We start from the raw sequence: 16,978 nt of genomic DNA, 5'->3' as shown, positions 1-16,978 counted from the left end.
CCGCCCGTCCGCGTGGACGGGCGGCCTGGTCGGACGTCAGTCGCGGCGCAGCTTGCGGTACGTCACACGGTGCGGGCGGGCCGCGTCGGCGCCCAGCCGCTCCACCTTGTTCTCCTCGTAGGAGGCGAAGTTGCCCTCGAACCAGTACCAGTTGCCCGGCTCGTCCTCGGTCCCCTCGTAGGCCAGGATGTGCGTCGCCACCCGGTCGAGGAACCACCGGTCGTGCGAGACCACCACGGCGCAACCGGGGAACTCGAGCAACGCGTTCTCCAGCGAGCCGAGCGTCTCGACGTCCAGGTCGTTGGTGGGCTCGTCGAGCAGCAGCAGGTTGCCGCCCTGCTTGAGCGTGAGCGCGAGGTTGAGACGGTTGCGCTCACCACCGGAGAGCACGCCCGCGGGCTTCTGCTGGTCCGGGCCCTTGAAGCCGAACGCGGCCACGTAGGCGCGCGACGGCATCTCGACGTTGCCGACCTTGAGGAAGTCGAGCCCGTCGGAGACGACCTCGAACAAGGTCTTCTTGGGGTCGATCCCGCCGCGCGACTGGTCGACGTAGGAGATCGACACGGTCTCGCCGACCTTGAGCTCGCCCTTGTCCAGCGGCTCGAGCCCGACGATCGTCTTGAACAGCGTGGTCTTGCCGACGCCGTTGGGGCCGATGACGCCGACGATGCCGTTGCGCGGCAGCGTGAAGCTCAGGTCGTCGATGAGCACGCGGCCGTCGAAGCCCTTGCCCAGACCCTTGGCCTCCAGCACGATCGAGCCGAGTCGCGGACCCGGCGGGATCTGGATCTCCTCGAAGTCGAGCTTCCTGGTGCGGTCCGCCTCCGCGGCCATCTCCTCGTAGCGCGCCAGGCGCGACTTGGACTTGGTCTGGCGGCCCTTGGCGTTGGACCGCACCCAGTCCAGCTCCTCCTTGAGGCGCTTGGCCAGCTTGGCGTCCTTCTTGCCCTGGATGGCGAGGCGCTCGCCCTTCTTCTCCAGGTAGGTCGAGTAGTTGCCCTCGTACGGGTACAACCGGCCGCGGTCGACCTCACAGATCCACTCCGCGACGTGGTCCAGGAAGTACCGGTCGTGGGTGACGGCCAGGATCGCGCCCGGGTAGTCCTTGAGGTGGGCCTCCAGCCACAGCACGCTCTCCGCGTCGAGGTGGTTGGTGGGCTCGTCGAGGAGCAGCAGGTCGGGCTTCTCCAGGAGCAGCTTGCACAGGGCGACCCGGCGGCGCTCACCACCGGAGAGCACAGTGACGTCGGCGTCCGGGGGCGGGCACCGCAAGGCGTCCATGGCCTGGTCCAGCTGGGCGTCGAGGTCCCAGGCGTCGGCCGCGTCGATCGCCTCCTGGAGCACGCCCATCTCCGCCAGCAGCGCGTCGAAGTCGGCGTCCGGCTCGGACATCAGCACGGAGATCTCGTTGTACCGGTCGAGCTTGCCCTTGATCTCGGCGACGCCCTCCTCGACGTTGCCGAGCACGGTCTTGGCCTCGTTCAGCGGCGGCTCCTGCTGGAGGATGCCGACCGTGTAGCCGGGGCTCAGGCGCGCCTCGCCGTTCGACGGCTGATCGAGGCCCGCCATGATCTTGAGGATCGTCGACTTGCCGGCGCCGTTGGGTCCGACGACGCCGATCTTGGCGCCCGGCAGGAAGTTCAGGGTGACGTCGTCGAGGATCACCTTGTCGCCGTGCGCCTTGCGCGTCTTGTACATGGAGTAGATGAACTCAGCCACTGGCTCTTCGTCCGCCTCGGTGCTCGATGGGGGTCGCCCCGCTCGCTCGGTGCTCGGGGCAATGCTGTCCGGCTCGCCCGCGAGGCTGGTCGACCGCGCCGCTGGGAGCGCGCGGTCCGACCGGCCACGTCGTCGGGTTGCCGGTGCCCCAGCCTAGGCGATCACCTGGCACCGGCCAGCGCGGGCTCCTGCTCGTCGTCCAGCACGGGGGTCAGACCGGCCTCCTCGTCCTCGGGGACCTCCTCCAGACCGGAGACGTCCGCGGGTGCGGCCTCCCCTGCGGCCACGGACGGGCTGACCGTCCGCGCGAAGTGGCTGCTGCCGAACGCCAGGTTCGGTCCGAGCGCGCTCGCGTCCAGCACGAGCGACGTGCGCGGGCCGTCGGCGCCCACCCACTCCTCGGTCGACAGCTGCCCCTGCACGATGACCGGGTCCCCCTTGCGCAGCGAGCGTGCCGCGTTCAGCGCCGTGGTCCGCCACACCTTCACGTTGAACCACTCGGTCTGGGCGTCCTTCCAGACGCCGGCCTGCTTGTCGAACCAGCGACGCGTGCTGCCCAGCCGGAACGTGGTGAACGGGACGCCGCCGTCCGACTCGTGGTGGATCCGCACCTCGGTGCCGATCCACCCGACGACGGTCAGGTCCAGGGACTGCGAGCTCATGGGAAACCTCCGGTGCCGTGTGCCCCGGCGGGTGCGGGGGCTCGTGCGACCAGGGTCAGCGGCGGGTGTGCCACGGGGGCGCCACGGCAGGCGAACTGTGGAGCGGGTGCCTGCGCGGGGGGCTGTGGGCGGGTCAGCCCGTGGCGCCCGCGACGAGCTCGCGGACGGTGCGGTGCTCGGCGAGCACGGCCTCGGTCGGGACCGCGAGCCTCGCCCGCGCCACGTTCTCCAGCGCCGACCGACCGTCCTGGAGCACTCGGGCCGATCGCCGTCGCGCCGCCGACCGACGTGCAGCACCGGCCCCCACGGCCGCGAGCACGCACGTCACGGCCAGGATGATCGCCGCGACGGGCGCCCACACGTTGGCCTCGCCGCCACCGACCAGCGCGCCGACGGCGATCGACGCGCCGAGCACCGCGGCGCCGCCGAGCAGCAAGGCGGCGACCGTCAGCCCGAGCGCGAGCCCGGACCGCCGGGCGGACAGGGTGAGCTGCGTCAGCGCGTCGGTCACGGCCAGCCGCATCTCGGTGGTCGAGGCCACGCGCGAGGCGACGTCCTGACCCCACCGCCGTGGCAGCCCTGGCGTGACGGCGTCGAGCCACGACGACCGGGCGAGCCCGACGGCGTCCTCCTGCACGGCGCCGAACCCCGGGGTCGCCGACGTCCGACCGCGCACGGCGGAACCCACACCCGCCGCCACTGCCGGCAGGCCGATCGCGGCGGACAGCCGGTCCACGACGTCGGTGACCGACAGCGCGGCCGGAGCGGGCTCGCGCGCGGCGACCTCCGCGGCCAGCAGCGCGGCGGCGTCGTTGAGCTCCGCACTCGCCCGGCGGGCGGCCAGCGACCGCGACCCGACCACCGTGGCCAGGAGCTCGCGCAGGACGTTCACGCCCTCACCGGTGCGCGCGGAGGCCTCGCGGACCGGCACCCCCGTCAGGCCGTCGTCGACCAGCAGGTGCTCGACGTCCGCGACCAGCTCGGGGCGCACGTCCGGCGGCACCGTGTCCACCTGGTTGAGCACCACCACCATCGACGCCTCGTGCCCGACCAGCTGGCGCAGGTAGCCGCTGTGCAGGGCGTCGTCCGCGTACTTCTGGGGGTCGACCACCCAGGCGAGCAGGTCCGCCTGCGGCAGCAGCCGGTCGACCACCTCGCGGTGCTCGGGGGCGATCGAGTCGTGGTCCGGCAGGTCGAGCAGGACCAGGCCCCGCAGCGGCGCCTCGCTCTCCCCGTCCAGCAGGCTCTCGCGCTCGATCCGGCGGTCGGGCACCACGCCCAGCCAGTCCAGCAGCGGCCCACCCTCGTCGCCCCACACGCACGCCGTGATCTCCGACGTGGTGGGCCGGCGCACCCCGACGTCCGCGAAGTCCAGCCCGCTGATCGCGTTGAACAGGCTCGACTTCCCCGAGCCGGTACCTCCGACGAGCGCGACGACCGTGTGGTCGACGCCCAGCGCGAGCCGCTCCCGCACGCTGTCCACCGTCGCGACCACGCGGGCCACCACGGCGGGGGCCAGACGCTTTCCGCCGACCGCCAGCGCACGGTCGAGCGCGTCGACGCGAGCCGTCAGCGCCGCCGTCTCGTCGCCGTGCGGACCGTCGGTCGCCGTGCTCACGTCAGTCCCTTCAGCACGGCGAGCCGCAGACGCAACCGCGATGCCGCGTCCTCGGCGAGGTCCGGGTCCGCCAGGACCTCGCCCACCGCGGCCCGCTCCACGGCCACCTGCCCGGCCACCCGGGCGACCAGGTCGTCGCGCAGCTCGTCGACCGCACGCTCCCCCGCTGTGTCGATGAGGTCCACCAGCAGGTCACGGGCCTCGCGGACCCCGGCGGCGGCGGCGAGCGCGACAGCGGCCAGCCCCTGGTCGCCGAGCGCGTTCTCCGCCTTGCGTCGCCGCCGGACCTCGCGCGTCACCTCGCGGCGTCCTCGGGAGACGCCGTCGGGTGTCGACTCCGCGGGTGCGTGCGTCAGCGCCGCCCGCACGACGCGTGGACCCTGGGCGGTCCAGGCGCGCGCCGCCTGCTCCGCTGCGCTCCGCCGCCCGGTGCGCAGCGTCGCCGACGTCCAGGCGGCGTCGACAGACGCACCGCCCTCGGGTCCGTCGGGACCGGTGAGCGCGGCCCGCAGGACCTCCTCGGTCTGGGCGCCCGCTGCGGTCAGTGTGGCGGCCGCGGACCGGGTCAGGTCCTCGGTCAGCGGCTCGATCGCCGTGGCCCGTGCACGCCCCTCCCGCGCCGACCCGCGGATGCGGCCCGACGAGCGCACCACGCTGCCGAGGGGACCGGAGTCCGCCGCGAGCTCCGCCCACCGCGCCCGCACCGCGCCGTCCGCGACGGCACCGCCCCGGATCGACGCGGACACCTGCGCGGTGGGCCCCACCACCGACTCGTCCAGGACCGCCGCGATCGCGCTCGCGGCGTCGGCCTGGGCCTGCACGGCCTCCGCCAGCTCGTCGACCCACGGTCGCAGCGCGGCCAGAGAGCCGCGCAGCGTGCGGCCGATCACGGTCCGCGCCCGGTCGGGGCCGGCCAGCATCGCGAGCCAGCGGCGGATCGGTGCGACGACCGTGGCCGGCAGCAGGCCCTCGTGCGGGCCGAGGTCAGGGACGACGAACAGGGGCGAGCCCTGCAGGCCGTGCCCGCGGAGACGGTCGAGCAGGTCGCCGCGCACGGTCGGCAAGGACGCCGGGGGGACGCGGTTGAGCACCATGGCGATGGAGGCCCCGCGCTCGACGGCTCCCTGCAGCACGCGCCACGGCAGCGCATCGCCGTAGCGCGCCGCGGTGGTGACGAAGAGCCAGAGGTCCGCCGCCTCGAGCAGCCGGTGGGCGGACTCGCGGTTGGACTCCAGCACCGAGTCGAGGTCCGGGGCGTCGAGCAGGGCGATGCCCCGCGGGACGTTCTCGTCCGCGACGACGCTCACGGACTCCAGGACCGGGTGGTGCGAGAGGAGCTCCGCGTCGAGCGGGTTGTGCACCAGCACCGGGCGCCGGGTCGTCGGCCGCAGCACCCCCGCGGTGCTCACCTCGGTCCCCACCAGCGAGTTCACCAGCGTCGACTTGCCGGCGCCGGTGGACCCCGAGACCACCACCACGGCGGGCGCGGACAGCTCCGTGAGCCGCGGCACCAGGTGCTCGCCCAGCTGGTCCACCAGTCGTGCCCGGGAGGCTCGCGCGGACGCGATGCCCTCGATCTCCAGCGGGAAGCCGGTGCGCTCCACGTCGCGGCGCAGGTCCCGCACGGCATCCAGCAGGGACGTCGCGGCGAGCGGTCGGGCAAGGACGTCGCGCGGGTCGGAGGCCGCGTGACGTGCGTGTGGAGCCAGCGGCTGCGCGGTCGGCACAGGCTGCACTGGCGCGGTGCCGGGCTGTGCGCTCACGCGCCCATTGTCGCGGTGCGATCTGACCTGGCAAAACGCGCCACGCGGGTCGGTCGCGAGCGGTTCGTCCCGAAACCTTGGTTCCGGCGCCGCGCCGTTAGGCTGTGGGCGCACGTCCGGCCCCCGTAGCTCAACGGATAGAGCAACGGCCTTCTAATCCGTCGGTTGCAGGTTCGAGTCCTGCCGGGGGCGCCCATCCACCGCCGTCGCGGCACCCCCAGAACACGGGAGTCCGCGACCCCGTGACCAGCTCCCAGCACGGGACGAACCAGGCGAAACGCCCCGAATAATCGGGTGACGGCCGTATCAGGCGCGTGGTCGAGTACTCCTACACCACCGAAACGCCCGGGCATCCGGCCCGGGCACCGTCATGCCCGAGGAGCACACCGTGAACCCGATCCTGTCCTACGACCTCCTGCGCCAGGAGCACGCCGAGCGTCTCGCTCAGTCCCACCGAGCGCGCGTCCGCGAGGCGGCACGGCTCACCAGACAGCCGACCGAGAACGTCGGTCGACCTCCGGATCCGCGGCGCGTCCAGGCGCGCCCGACGAGCCTCGTCGGCGCTCTCAGCGCCCGATGAACCGCACCCCCGTGGGCGCGGACCGGTCCTCCCCGAGGATCCGGTCCGCGCCCACGGTCATGCGTGCCACCATGACGCCATGCCGAGCCGCCCCCACCAGCGTCCCCGGACCTGCGGGCAGCGCTGATGGGCCGGCACAACACCCCGGACCCCGCTGAGCGGCCGCCGCTGCGGACGCGGCTCGCGCGTCGCGTCGTCCTCTGGCTCGGGCGGATCGGGCTCGGTCTGGTCGTCGGCGCGGGCACGCTCGGCGTCCTGCGCTGGGCGGGCACGTCGTGGACGGCCAGCCTCTGGATCGGGGGCGCCGCCGCGGTGGTCGTCCCGGTCGCGGCGTGGCTGGCCTCCACGGTGCCGGCGCACGACACCTCCGGGTAGCCGGTCAGCCGGACAGCGGCGCGGCACGCAGACGGTCGACGACCATCACCAGGCCGAGCACCGCCACCGCGAGAGCCACCGCGGCGACCACGTCCGTGAGGAAGTGGTAGCCGAGGTACAGCCGGCTCAACGCCACCAGCGCGGTCCCCACGACCGTCGCGACGCCCCAGGCCACCAGCCGCGCCACGGTCGGACTCCGGCTCCAGACGAGGTACCCGGCGACCAGCAGGAACGTCGCGGTGCCGATGGTGTGCCCGGACGGGAACGAGGCGGTCGTCTCCGCACCCGGCACGAACATGGTGTCCGCAGGCGGCCGTTCGCGCCCCACCAGACCCTTGACGGACAGGCTGATCGCCGTCGAGGCGACCATCGCCCCCGCGAGCAGCGCGGGGCGCCACCACTCCCTGCGCACTACCGCCCACACCAGGCAGGCGACCGCCACGAGGATCGGGAGCACGGTAGGTCCCGAGACGAACGTGATCGCCGCGAGCACCCCGGTCCACCCCGGCGTCCGGTGGTCCACCAGGTACTGCAGCACCGGCTGGTCGAGGCTGGACAGGTCGTCCTTCTCGCGGACGGTGTCGAGCACGCCGAAGAACACCGCGAGCCCGCCCGCGACGAGCACGACGCCCGGCAGCAGCGCCCACAGCACGGGCCGCGACCACAGCGCGGCGAGAGTCGGGAGGCGAGGCGGCGTGCGTGCGACGTCGTCGGTCATCGGACGACGCTAACCGCGGCACGACCGGCGCACGAACGCAGGACGGCCGGACGCCCCCTAGGCTGACCTGCGTGACCAGCACGCCGACGCCCCCGCCCGCCACGTCCGGACAGGAGAGCGGGGACCGCATCGTCTGGATCGACTGCGAGATGACGGGCCTCGATCTCGGGGCCGACGCGCTCGTGGAGGTCGCCGCGGTCGTCACCGACTCGGAGCTGCGCGTGCTCGGCGAAGGCGTCGACGTGATCATCGCCCCGCCGCCCGAGGCGCTGGAGCAGATGAACGACTTCGTCCGCACCATGCACACCACGTCGGGGCTGCTGGACGGGCTCGCGGGCGGCACCACGATCGAGGACGCGCAGGCCAAGGTGCTGGAGTACGTGCGCACCTGGGTGCCGGACCCGGGCAAGGCCCCGCTGGCCGGCAACTCCGTCGGGACCGACAAGGCGTTCCTGGACCGCGACATGACCGAGCTCGTCGGGCACCTGCACTACCGCGTGATCGACGTCTCGTCGATCAAGGAGCTCGCCCGCCGCTGGTACCCGCGCGTGTACTTCGCCTCGCCGCGCAAGAACGGCGGCCACCGCGCGCTCGCCGACATCCTCGAGAGCATCGACGAGCTGCGGTACTACCGCGCGGCGCTGCTCCCCGCGCAGCCCGGTCCCGACTCCGCGGCCGCCAAGAAGATCGCGGCCGAGGTCGTCGCGACGTCGGTCAAGGGCGCCCTGCTCTCCGAGGGCTGAAACCCCGGGAACGGCGACGGGCGCCGACCAGATGGTCGACGCCCGACGCGATGGGGTGGCTAACGGGACTTGAACCCGCGACCCCCTGGACCACAACCAGGTGCTCTACCACCTGAGCTATAGCCACCACGATCCCCCGACGCGTACGCCGGGGCGTCGAGAAGTGTACCCGAGGCCGGGAGCACTTCTGGAATCGGCAGACAGTGGCCTCGGCCACTCCCTGCCGACGTCAGAGCCGCGCGGCGATCGCGTCGGCGAAGCGGCCGGCGGAGCCCTCCGAGAGTGCGAAGAACAGGGACGGCTCGGTGAGCTCGACCTCGAGCACGACGGGGTTGCCCTCGTCGTCCGGGATCAGGTCCACGCGGGCGTACAGCAGCGGCCCGTCCGCGCCCGGGGCGATGCCCGGCAGCGCGGCCACGACGCGCTCCGCCAGCTCGCGCTCCGCATCCGTGGCGTCCCGCGCGGTGAGGGTCTCGTCCCGGTAGAGCACCTGCTCCTCGCGGAAGGGGCCCTCGAGCAGCGCGCCCTTGCGGACCGAGTGGCTGAACTGGCCCTCGACGAACACCAGCGCCGTCTCCCCGGCCGTGTCGACCTTGCGCAGGTAGCGCTGGATCATCACGCGGCGGCCCACGCTCAGCAGGTTCTTCGCGTGCGTGATCGCCAGGGACCTCTGCTGCGTGACGCCCGCGTCGTACCGGCCGGTGTCCCGCGAGCCCGCGCTGACCGTCGGCTTGATGACGAAGTCGCCGAACGCCGGGAACCGCGTGTGGATGGCGCGCGAGTCGAGGTTGCGCTCCGGGTCCAGCCAGATCGTCGGGACGATCGGCAGGCCGGCCTTCTCCAGGTCGCGCAGGTAGGTCTTGTCGATGTTCCACCCGACCACGGACGCGGGGTTGAGCAGCGTGCTGGTGCGCTCCACCTTGCGGGTCCAGTCGGCGAACTGCGCCGGGCGGTCGGTGTAGTCCCAGGTCGAGCGGATGACGACGTGGGGGTAGGTGCCCCAGTCGACGGTCGGGTCGTCCCAGACGACGACGTCCGTGGCGACGCCACGCTCGAGCAGCGCGTCGCGCAGCGCGTGGTCGTCGGAGTCGAGCTCCGGGAGCTCGGCGCAGGTCGCGAGGGCGAGGCGTGCGGTGGGGGTGGTCACCTGCGCAGCGTACCGACGGCCGCGTCCGCGTCTGCTGTGGCGTCCGTCTCCTCTGCCCGCTCCGTGAGCCGGTCCAGGGCGCGCACGACGGTGGCGGCCGTGGCGCTGCCGACGACGAGGCCGCGCTCGTCCTGCACCGGCAGGGGCCCGTCCACGCCGACGAGGGCGTCGAGCACGTCGCCCAGCTCGACACCGACCGCGAGGGACGCACCGCGCGCGGCGTCGTCGACGGGGTCCAGGTCAGCGAGCTCCAGGCGACCGAGCGCGAGCAGGCGGGCGGTCCGGCCGCGGCCGACGAGGTCCGCCACCGCCGGAGTCGCCGGGCGGGCGACGATGTCGAGCGGGGAGGCCAGCTGCTCGATGTGCGCGCCGGTGCTCAGCACCGCCACGCGGTCCGCCATCCGCACCGCCTCGTCGATGTCGTGCGTGACCAGCATCACCGTGATGCCCAGCGTGCGCTGGATGCGGGCGAACTCGTTCTGGAGCCGACGCCGGCCCACCGGGTCCACCGCACCGAACGGCTCGTCCATGAGCAGCACCGGGGGGTCCGTGGCCAGGGCGCGGGCGACGCCGACGCGCTGCCGCTCGCCGCCGGAGAGCTCGTGCGGGAAGCGGCGGGCGTACCGGTCCGGGTCGAGGCCCACCAGGTCGAGCAGCTCCTCGACCCGCGCGGCCGTCCGCTTGCGGTCCCAGCCGACGAGGCCGGGCACCGTCGCGACGTTCTGGGCGACCGTGCGGTGCGGGAAGAGCCCCACGTTCTGGATCACGTAGCCCATGCGCCGCCGCAGGCCCACGGGATCGACCGTGGTGACGTCCTCGCCCTCCAGCATGATCCGACCGGACGTGGGCTCGACCAGACGGTTGGCCATGCGCAGGGTCGTGGACTTGCCGCAGCCGGACGGGCCGACGAGGACGAGCACCTCGTGCGGCCGGACCGCCAGGGACAGGTCGTCGACCGCCGCGCCGGACTCCCCGCGTCCGCGGTCGGACGCGTACGACTTGCTCACGTGCTCGAAGGCGATCGCCGGGTCGTCTGCCACCCCCAGGACGCTAGTCGCCCGGTCCGACACCCGCAGGGTCAGACTGCGCATGTCACAGGCCCCCGGTACGTTCGCCGCATGCGTCTGGCCCAGGCCCCACCCAACCCGTGGTTCTCGTGGGAGTACGTCGAGCGCAACGCCGCGGACATCGGGCGCGCCCTCGAGCAGCACGCCTCGCTCACGTTCCAGGCCGTCGTCATCGCGTTCGTGCTCGCCCTGCCGCTCGGCGCACTCGCCCACCTGCGGCCGCGCCTGGCCGGTCCGGTGCTCGGCGTCGCGGGCGTCCTCTACACCGTGCCGTCGCTGGCGCTGTTCGCCATCCTGGCGCCGTACACGGGCATCGGGCGCACCACCGTGCTCATCGGGCTGGTGTCGTATGCGCTGCTCGTGCTCACCCGGAACGTGCTGGTCGGGCTCCAGGGCGTCGACCCGGCGGTGCGGGACGCGGCGCGCGGCATGGGGTACGGCCGGTCGCGGCTGCTGTTCGCGGTCGAGCTCCCGCAGGCGCTGCCGAGCATCGTCGCCGGGCTGCGGCTCGCCACGGTCACCACGGTCGCGCTGGTGACCGTGGGTGTCGTCGTCGGCTACGGCGGGCTGGGCCAGCTGATGTTCCGTGGCTTCCGCAGCAACTACCACGCGGAGATCATGACGGCCACGGTGCTCTGCCTCCTGCTCGCGCTGGTGTGCGACCTGGTGATCGCGGGCGTCGGACGCCGGATCACCCCGTGGGCGCGCGTCGAGAGGCCGGTGTGACGTGGACACGCTGACCGACGCGTTCGTCTGGCTGAACGACCCCCTGAACTGGGTCGGTCGCAACGGCGTGCTGGCGCTCGCGCGCGACCACATCCTCGTGTCGGTGCTCGCCGTGCTCCTCGCCGCCGTGGTCGCCCTGCCGCTCGGCCTCTGGCTCGGGCACCGCGGGCGCGGCGCGACCGTCGGTGTCGTCGTCGCCAACACCACCCGCGCACTGCCCACCCTCGCGCTGCTCACCCTGCTGGCCGCCAGCGGGCTGTTCGGCAACACGGCCACCGTGCTCGCGTGCGCGGTGTTCGCGGTCCCGCCCCTGCTCACCAACACGGTGACCGGGCTCGGGGAGGTCGACGCCGACGTCCGGGACGCCGCGCGGGGGGTGGGTATGTCCGGCGGGCGCAGCCTGTGGGCGGTCGAGCTCCCCCTCGCCGTCCCGCTCATCGCTGCCGGCGTGCGCACCGCGGCCGTCCAGGTGCTGGCGACCGTCCCGCTCGCGGCGCTGGTCGGCGGACGCAGCCTCGGCACCATCGTGGTCACCGGCTTCGGCACCCAGGACTACGGGCAGGTGCTCGCGGGCGGCATCCTCGTCGCCGGGCTGTGCCTGCTCGCCGAGGGCCTGCTGGCGATCGCGCAGTACCTGCTCACTCCCCCGGGCCTGCGAGCGCTGGCCCGGGACACGTCCGACACGCCGTCCCGGCGCACTCGCCGGGCGCGCGTCACATCCCCAGGGCTTGCCGAGCCCGCGACCAGCGGATCGAATAGGTCGGGCACAACGTCCTGACCTCGTCGACGGCACCTTCTGTCCGTCACCGGGACCCTTCCCGCCCCCCTGCTGACTCCACGAGGAGAGCACGATGCGAGCGAGACGCTCCACCACCCTGACCCTGATCGCCGTCGCCGCCCTGGCGCTCGGCGCCTGTGGCAGCCCGGGCTCGGGCGGAGGCGAGGCCGACCCGACGTCCTCCGGCTCGTCCGGGCTCGCCACGTGCGACCCGGTCGCCGGCGAGAAGCTCGTCGTCCTGGAGGACGACAAGGGCCTCCAGAACGCCGACAACATCATCCCGGCCGTGAACAAGGCCGCTGCCGCCGCGAACGCGTCGGTGATCGAGCTGCTGGACACCGTGTCCGCCGCGCTCGACACGGACAAGCTCATCGAGCTCAACAAGGCCGTCGACATCGACCGCCGCACCTCGAGCGAGGTGGCCGAGGAGTTCGTGGACACCGAGGGCCTTGCCGCCGCGGAGCCGTCGGGTGCCGGTGCGTCGCTGGTGATCGGTGCGGCGAACTTCTCCGAGAGCGCGACGCTGGCGGAGATCTACGCGGCGGTCCTGCGCACCGCGGGCTACACGGTCGAGGTGCGCACCATCGGCAACCGGGAGACGTACCTGCCTGCGCTGACCGACGGCACGCTCACGGCCGTCCCGGAGTACGCGGCGACACTCGCGGACTTCCTCAACGCGCAGCAGAACGGTGCCGACGCCGAGTCCGTGGCCTCCGCCGACGTCGACGAGACCGTGACGGCGCTGACCCCGCTCGCGGACGCCGCCGGCCTGGTCGTCGGTGCCCCGTCCACGGCGCAGGACCAGAACGCGTTCGCCGTGACCAGCGAGTTCGCCACCGAGCACGACCTGACCACCCTGTCCGACCTCGCCGAGAACTGCGGCGGGCTCGTGCTGGCCGGTCCGGCCGAGTGCCCCGAGCGCCCGTTCTGCCAGCTGGGCCTCGAGGAGACGTACGGGATCGAGTTCGCGGACTTCAAGTCGTACGACTTCGGCCTGATCGGCCAGGCCGTGCGTCAGGGTGAGGCCGCGATCGGCCTCGTGCTCTCGAGCGACGGGTCCCTCGCCGCGGACAGCTGATCGGATGCAGGAACGAGGGGGCGGACCCGGCCGGGTCCGCCCCCTCGTGCGTGCTCAGAGCCCGGCGGTCTCCAGCAGCCGGAGCCACACCTCGCTGACGGTCGGGTACGACGGCACCGCGTGCCACAGGCGCTCCAGCGGCACCTCCCCCACCACGGCGATCGTCGCGGCGTGGAGCAGCTCGGCCACCTCCGGTCCGACGAACGTGGCGCCGACGACCACCCCACGGGCGTCGTCGACCACCAGCTGCGCGTGGCCCGCGTAGTCCGCGGCGAAGACGCTCGCCCCCGCCACGTTCTCGAGGTCGTATCCGAGCACGCGCACGTCGAGACCCTTCGAGCGTGCCGCGGCCTCGGTGAGTCCGACCCACGCGACCTCGGGCCGGGAGAACACGACCTGCGGCACCGACCCCAGGTCGGCGGTCGCCCGGTAGCGGCTCCACGGACCCGCCGTCCGTTCGTCGGCGGCCGCCAGCGCACGGTCGCCGGGCGTGGCGCCGTCGGGTGAGTCCGCCGCGGAGGACCGGGGGTCGAAGCGCGCGGCGATCACGTCGCCGACCACGCGGGCGTCGTACTTGCCCTGGTGGGTCGTCGCCGTCCGACCCGACACGTCGCCCGCGGCGAAGAGCCAGCCGCCGTCGACACCCGTGGCCTGGAGGGCGTCGTCGACCGCGACCGCCTTCCCCGGCTCGAGCCCCAGCGTCTCGAGGCCCAGCTCCGTGGTCCGTGGGCGCCGGCCGGTGGCGACGAGCACCTCGTCGACCACCAGGTCCGCACCCGTGCCGAGGTCCAGGTGCACGCCGTCGGCCTCGCGCCGAGCCGACCGGGTCTCCGCGCCGAACAGCACGCTCACGCCGAGCCGGGCGAGCGAGGCCGCCACCGCCTCGCCGGCGAACGGCTCGGCACCCGTCAGGAGCCTGTCCCCGCGCACGATCAGCGTCACCGCGCTGCCGAAGTCGGCGAACGCGGTCGCCATCTCGACGCCCACCACGCCGCCGCCGAGCACGGCCAGGCGCGCCGGCACCTGCTGCGCGGAGGTCGCCTCCCGGCTGGTCCAGGGCGGCAGCTCCGCGAGACCCTCGACCGGCGGCAGCACCGCCGCGGACCCGGTCGCGACGACGACGGCGCGCCGCGCGGTCACGCGCACCGGACCGTCGTCGCCCTCGACGGTGAGCTCGCGAGGTCCCGTGAACCGCGCGTGTCCCCGCAGGAGACTGATCCCGGTGCTCTGCACCCAGTCGACCTGGGAGCCGTCGTCCCAGTGGTGGGTGATCTCGTCGCGCCGGGCGAACGCCGCCGCGACGTCCACGTCGCCCGTGACCGCGGCCGCAGCGCCCGGGACGCCGCGGGCGGCCGCGAGGGCAGCACCGGGTCGCAGGAGCGCCTTGGAGGGCATGCACGCCCAGTAGGAGCACTCACCGCCCACCAGGGCGTGCTCGACCAGCGCGACGCGCAGCCCGGTCCGTCCCGCGCGGTCCGCCACGTTCTCGCCCACCGCGCCGCCGCCGATCACCACGACGTCGAACTCCTGCGCCTGCTCCGCCATCCCCGGCTCCGTCCCTCGCCCGAGGTCCCGGCGCGGACGGCCGGGACCTCGGCCTATCGTGGCGCTCTGGCGAGCGTCTCGCAGCCGCGGGACGATGCACGCATGCACCGTGCACCGGAGCCCGAGGCCACCGACGAGCGCGGCGTGCTGCTCGGCTGGCTCGCCTTCCACCGGGACGCCCTCGCCGCCAAGTGCCAGGATCTCTCCGACGAGCAGCTCGTGATCGCGTCGACGCCGCCGTCCGTCCTCACGCTGCTCGGCCTCGTGCGGCACCTGACGGAGATGGAGGACCACTACCTGGTCCGGGCGCTCAGCGGTGTCGACACCGGGCTCCTGTACTGCACGGACGAGGATCCGGACGGCGACATCATCGGCGTCGACGCCACGATGGCGGGCGACTCGGTGGCCCGGTGGCACGAGGTCCGGGCCGAGGCGGACGTGCTGCTGGCCGCCCACGCGGACCTCGGCGACCCCGCGGGGACCCGTACCGTCCGGTGGTACGTGGCCAAGCTGCTCCAGGAGTACGCCCGCCACAACGGGCACGCGGACCTGATCCGGGAGGCGATCGACGGGGCCGTCGGCGAGTAGCCCAGCAGAAAGGCCCCGGGTCAGCGTTTCCGCTGATCAGGGGCCTGTCTCCGGTGCGCCATCAGGGACTCGAACCCCGAACCCGCTGATTAAGAGTCAGCTGCTCTGCCAATTGAGCTAATGGCGCGCGGTTGAGAACGCTAGCAGGCCGACCACCCGATCTGCCAATCGAGATCGGGCTCCGTGACGACCGTCACGCGCCGGTGCCGTCGGACGTCGTCGCGTCCTTCTCCCACCAGGAATCCTCGGGCAGCCCCTCGGACTCGAGGATCTCGGCGGACGTGGCCTCGGGGGTCGCCAGGTCGACGATCAGGGCCAGCGGGACGTGCTCGGCGAGCAGGTCCCGCACGGGCTGGACGTCCGCGGTGTCGTCGATCGATACGGGTGTGGTCTCGTGCGTGGTCATGGGGGTCGACCTCCTCGGGGACCGTGTCCCGCAGTTCATGGCACCACCAGGATGCAGGCGGCGCAAGACGAGTAACGCTCAGAGGTACAGCCCGGTTCCCTCGCCGACGCCGCGCGGCTCGGCCACGGCGTGCACGTCCTTCTCCCGCAGCAGCACGTAGGTCGCCCCGCCGAGCTCCACCTCGGCGCGGTCCTCGGGGTCGAACAGCACGCGGTCGCCCACCTCGACCTGCCGCACGTGCTGGCCGGCGGCGACGACCGCACCCCACGACAGGCGCTTGCCGACGACGGCCGTCGCGGGGATGACGATGCCCGCGGACGAGCGCCGCTCCCCCGCCTCGCCGTCCAGCGAGACGAGCAGGCGGTCGTTCAGCATGCGGATGGGGAGGTCGCTCACGCGTCCGACCGTACCCGTGCGACATAGGCTGACCGCATCCCCGACATCCCGTCCCAGGAGATCCCGTGCCCCGTCTCGCCGTCGGCGACCTCGCCCCCGACTTCACGCTCCCGACCGCCGACGGCGGCACCGTCACCCTGTCCGACCTGCGCGGTCGCCGGGTGATCGTGTACTTCTACCCGGCCGCGATGACCCCCGGGTGCACGACGCAGGCCTGCGACTTCCGCGACTCGCTCGCCTCGCTCCAGGGTGCCGGCTTCGCGGTCGTCGGGGTCTCCCCGGACGCCGTCGACACGCTCGCCGCGTTCGTCGAGCAGGAGCACCTGACCTTCCCGCTCGGCTCCGACCCGGAGCACGCCGTGCTCGAGGCGTGGGGCGCCTGGGGCGAGAAGCTCAACTACGGCAAGACCGTCACGGGCGTCATCCGCTCGACGGTCGTCGTCGACGCGGAGGGCCGCGTCGAGCTCGCGCAGTACAACGTGAAGGCCACCGGTCACGTCGCCAAGCTGCGCCGGGACCTCAAGGTCGCGTAACCCTGTGGGAAACTTCCGCTGCGCGGGAGTGGTGAAACGGCAGCCACGCCAGGTTTAGGTCCTGGTGCCCGAGAGGGCGTGCGGGTTCGACTCCCGTCTCCCGCACACGCAGAAGGACCGGCCCCCGAGGGGACCGGTCCTTCTGACGATCAGGTCAGGCCTGCGTCGCGGCGGCCGCGATCTTCTCGCGGACCTCGTCCATGTCCAGCGCCTTGACGGCCTCGACCACCTGCTCCAGCGCGGGAGCGGGCAGCGCGCCCGCCTGGTTGAACACCAGGATCCCGTCGCGGAACGCCATCAGGGTCGGGATGGAGAAGATCTGCAGCTCGGCGGCCAGCTCCTGCTCGGCCTCGGTGTCGACCTTCGCGTGCACGACGTCGGGGTGGTTCTCCGAGGAGTCCTCGAAGACGGGGCCGAACCGCTTGCACGGACCGCACCACTCCGCCCAGAAGTCGACCAGGACGATCTCGTTGTCCTTGATGGTCTGCCCGATCGTGCTGCCGGTCAGCTCAGTCGTCGCCATGACGTTCCTCCAG

19 protein-coding genes and 4 tRNA genes are annotated in these 16,978 nt (G+C 73.2%); 10 read left to right on the top strand and 13 right to left on the bottom strand.

Translation table 11 applies throughout. The features are described 5' to 3' along the window. Window positions 1-36: 36 nt before the first annotated feature. From ettA to HP550_RS15540, 4 genes are all read right to left on the bottom strand, one after another. Window positions 37-1,719 carry an energy-dependent translational throttle protein EttA gene (ettA, locus tag HP550_RS15555; protein ID WP_175348590.1) on the bottom strand — a complete coding sequence of 561 codons (1,683 nt, stop codon included), beginning with the start codon at window positions 1,717-1,719 and terminating at the stop codon, window positions 37-39. Between the two features lie 161 nt (window positions 1,720-1,880). Next, window positions 1,881-2,381, bottom strand: coding sequence for a single-stranded DNA-binding protein (locus HP550_RS15550; RefSeq protein WP_175348589.1), 501 nt, complete (start codon window positions 2,379-2,381; stop codon window positions 1,881-1,883). Between the two features lie 133 nt (window positions 2,382-2,514). Further along, complete coding sequence (locus tag HP550_RS15545; protein WP_175348588.1) at window positions 2,515-3,999, bottom strand: GTPase; 1,485 nt, start codon at window positions 3,997-3,999, stop codon at window positions 2,515-2,517. Further along, complete coding sequence (locus HP550_RS15540; protein WP_175348587.1) at window positions 3,996-5,762, bottom strand: GTPase; 1,767 nt, start codon at window positions 5,760-5,762, stop codon at window positions 3,996-3,998. The genes HP550_RS15545 and HP550_RS15540 overlap by 4 nt, the downstream gene beginning before the upstream one ends. A 119-nt stretch (window positions 5,763-5,881) precedes the next feature. On the opposite strand from HP550_RS15540, the gene HP550_RS15535 reads away from it, so the two are divergent. The 3 genes from HP550_RS15535 to HP550_RS15525 all read left to right on the top strand — a co-directional run bounded on the left by HP550_RS15535 (window position 5,882) and on the right by HP550_RS15525 (window position 6,717). Continuing rightward, a tRNA-Arg gene (locus HP550_RS15535) sits at window positions 5,882-5,954 on the top strand. Window positions 5,955-6,150: 196 nt separating this feature from the next. Continuing rightward, window positions 6,151-6,342 carry a hypothetical protein gene (locus HP550_RS15530; protein ID WP_175348586.1) on the top strand — a complete coding sequence of 64 codons (192 nt, stop codon included), beginning with the start codon at window positions 6,151-6,153 and terminating at the stop codon, window positions 6,340-6,342. A 126-nt stretch (window positions 6,343-6,468) separates the two neighbouring features. Further along, window positions 6,469-6,717, top strand: coding sequence for a hypothetical protein (locus HP550_RS15525; RefSeq protein ID WP_175348585.1), 249 nt, complete (start codon window positions 6,469-6,471; stop codon window positions 6,715-6,717). 4 nt (window positions 6,718-6,721) lie between these two features. On the opposite strand, the gene HP550_RS15520 is transcribed toward HP550_RS15525, so the two are convergent. Continuing rightward, entirely contained in the window at window positions 6,722-7,435 is a 714-nt protein-coding gene (locus tag HP550_RS15520; protein ID WP_175348584.1) for a phosphatase PAP2 family protein, read from the bottom strand. A 71-nt stretch (window positions 7,436-7,506) separates the two neighbouring features. On the opposite strand from HP550_RS15520, the gene orn reads away from it, so the two are divergent. Next, window positions 7,507-8,178 (top strand): oligoribonuclease, encoded by a 672-nt coding sequence (gene orn / locus HP550_RS15515; RefSeq protein ID WP_175348583.1) that lies wholly within the window; start codon window positions 7,507-7,509, stop codon window positions 8,176-8,178. Between the two features lie 51 nt (window positions 8,179-8,229). On the opposite strand, the gene HP550_RS15510 is transcribed toward orn, so the two are convergent. The 3 genes from HP550_RS15510 to HP550_RS15500 all read right to left on the bottom strand — a co-directional run bounded on the left by HP550_RS15510 (window position 8,230) and on the right by HP550_RS15500 (window position 10,416). Further along, window positions 8,230-8,305 (bottom strand) — tRNA-His (locus tag HP550_RS15510). Between the two features lie 102 nt (window positions 8,306-8,407). Next, entirely contained in the window at window positions 8,408-9,325 is a 918-nt protein-coding gene (locus HP550_RS15505; protein ID WP_175348582.1) for an ATP-grasp domain-containing protein, read from the bottom strand. Beyond that, a complete protein-coding gene (locus HP550_RS15500; RefSeq protein WP_175348581.1) occupies window positions 9,322-10,416 on the bottom strand; it encodes an ABC transporter ATP-binding protein in 1,095 nt (364 codons plus the stop codon). The genes HP550_RS15505 and HP550_RS15500 overlap by 4 nt, the downstream gene beginning before the upstream one ends. Window positions 10,417-10,443: 27 nt before the next feature. On the opposite strand from HP550_RS15500, the gene HP550_RS15495 reads away from it, so the two are divergent. The 3 genes from HP550_RS15495 to HP550_RS15485 all read left to right on the top strand — a co-directional run bounded on the left by HP550_RS15495 (window position 10,444) and on the right by HP550_RS15485 (window position 12,974). Then, complete coding sequence (locus HP550_RS15495; protein WP_175348580.1) at window positions 10,444-11,118, top strand: ABC transporter permease; 675 nt, start codon at window positions 10,444-10,446, stop codon at window positions 11,116-11,118. 1 nt (window position 11,119) lies between these two features. Next, entirely contained in the window at window positions 11,120-11,896 is a 777-nt protein-coding gene (locus HP550_RS15490) for an ABC transporter permease subunit (RefSeq protein WP_175348579.1), read from the top strand. Window positions 11,897-11,969: 73 nt separating this feature from the next. Then, entirely contained in the window at window positions 11,970-12,974 is a 1,005-nt protein-coding gene (locus tag HP550_RS15485; RefSeq protein WP_175348578.1) for a glycine betaine ABC transporter substrate-binding protein, read from the top strand. A gap of 54 nt (window positions 12,975-13,028) precedes the next feature. On the opposite strand, the gene HP550_RS15480 is transcribed toward HP550_RS15485, so the two are convergent. Beyond that, a complete protein-coding gene (locus tag HP550_RS15480; RefSeq protein WP_175348577.1) occupies window positions 13,029-14,519 on the bottom strand; it encodes a dihydrolipoyl dehydrogenase family protein in 1,491 nt (496 codons plus the stop codon). 102 nt (window positions 14,520-14,621) lie between these two features. Here HP550_RS15480 and HP550_RS15475 point away from each other — a divergent pair, with 102 nt between their 5' ends. Next, complete coding sequence (locus HP550_RS15475) at window positions 14,622-15,107, top strand: DinB family protein (RefSeq protein WP_175348576.1); 486 nt, start codon at window positions 14,622-14,624, stop codon at window positions 15,105-15,107. Window positions 15,108-15,161: 54 nt separating this feature from the next. Here the strand turns inward: HP550_RS15475 and HP550_RS15470 are convergent. From HP550_RS15470 to HP550_RS15460, 3 genes are all read right to left on the bottom strand, one after another. Further along, a tRNA-Lys gene (locus tag HP550_RS15470) sits at window positions 15,162-15,234 on the bottom strand. 66 nt (window positions 15,235-15,300) lie between these two features. After that, complete coding sequence (locus tag HP550_RS15465; protein WP_175348575.1) at window positions 15,301-15,513, bottom strand: hypothetical protein; 213 nt, start codon at window positions 15,511-15,513, stop codon at window positions 15,301-15,303. Window positions 15,514-15,591: 78 nt separating this feature from the next. Beyond that, window positions 15,592-15,888, bottom strand: coding sequence for a GroES family chaperonin (locus HP550_RS15460; protein WP_175348709.1), 297 nt, complete (start codon window positions 15,886-15,888; stop codon window positions 15,592-15,594). Window positions 15,889-15,974: 86 nt separating this feature from the next. On the opposite strand from HP550_RS15460, the gene bcp reads away from it, so the two are divergent. Both bcp and HP550_RS15450 read left to right on the top strand, forming a co-directional pair. Further along, window positions 15,975-16,442: a thioredoxin-dependent thiol peroxidase gene (gene bcp / locus HP550_RS15455; protein WP_175348574.1), complete on the top strand. Its 468-nt coding sequence runs from the start codon at window positions 15,975-15,977 to the stop codon at window positions 16,440-16,442. A gap of 22 nt (window positions 16,443-16,464) precedes the next feature. Next, window positions 16,465-16,547, top strand: a tRNA-Leu gene (locus HP550_RS15450). 49 nt (window positions 16,548-16,596) lie between these two features. Here HP550_RS15450 and trxA read toward each other — a convergent pair. Further along, the gene (trxA, locus tag HP550_RS15445; protein ID WP_056021551.1) at window positions 16,597-16,965 is read right to left on the bottom strand and encodes a thioredoxin; all 369 of its coding nucleotides are present in this window, start codon (window positions 16,963-16,965) and stop codon (window positions 16,597-16,599) included. Window positions 16,966-16,978 lie beyond the last annotated feature (13 nt).

This window comes from Cellulomonas humilata (assembly GCF_013359775.1).
In the GTDB taxonomy this organism is placed as follows: domain Bacteria; phylum Actinomycetota; class Actinomycetes; order Actinomycetales; family Cellulomonadaceae; genus Cellulomonas; species Cellulomonas humilata.
The sequence above is the reverse complement of the archived record's forward strand: the minus strand, read 5'-3'. Positions and strand labels throughout refer to the sequence as shown.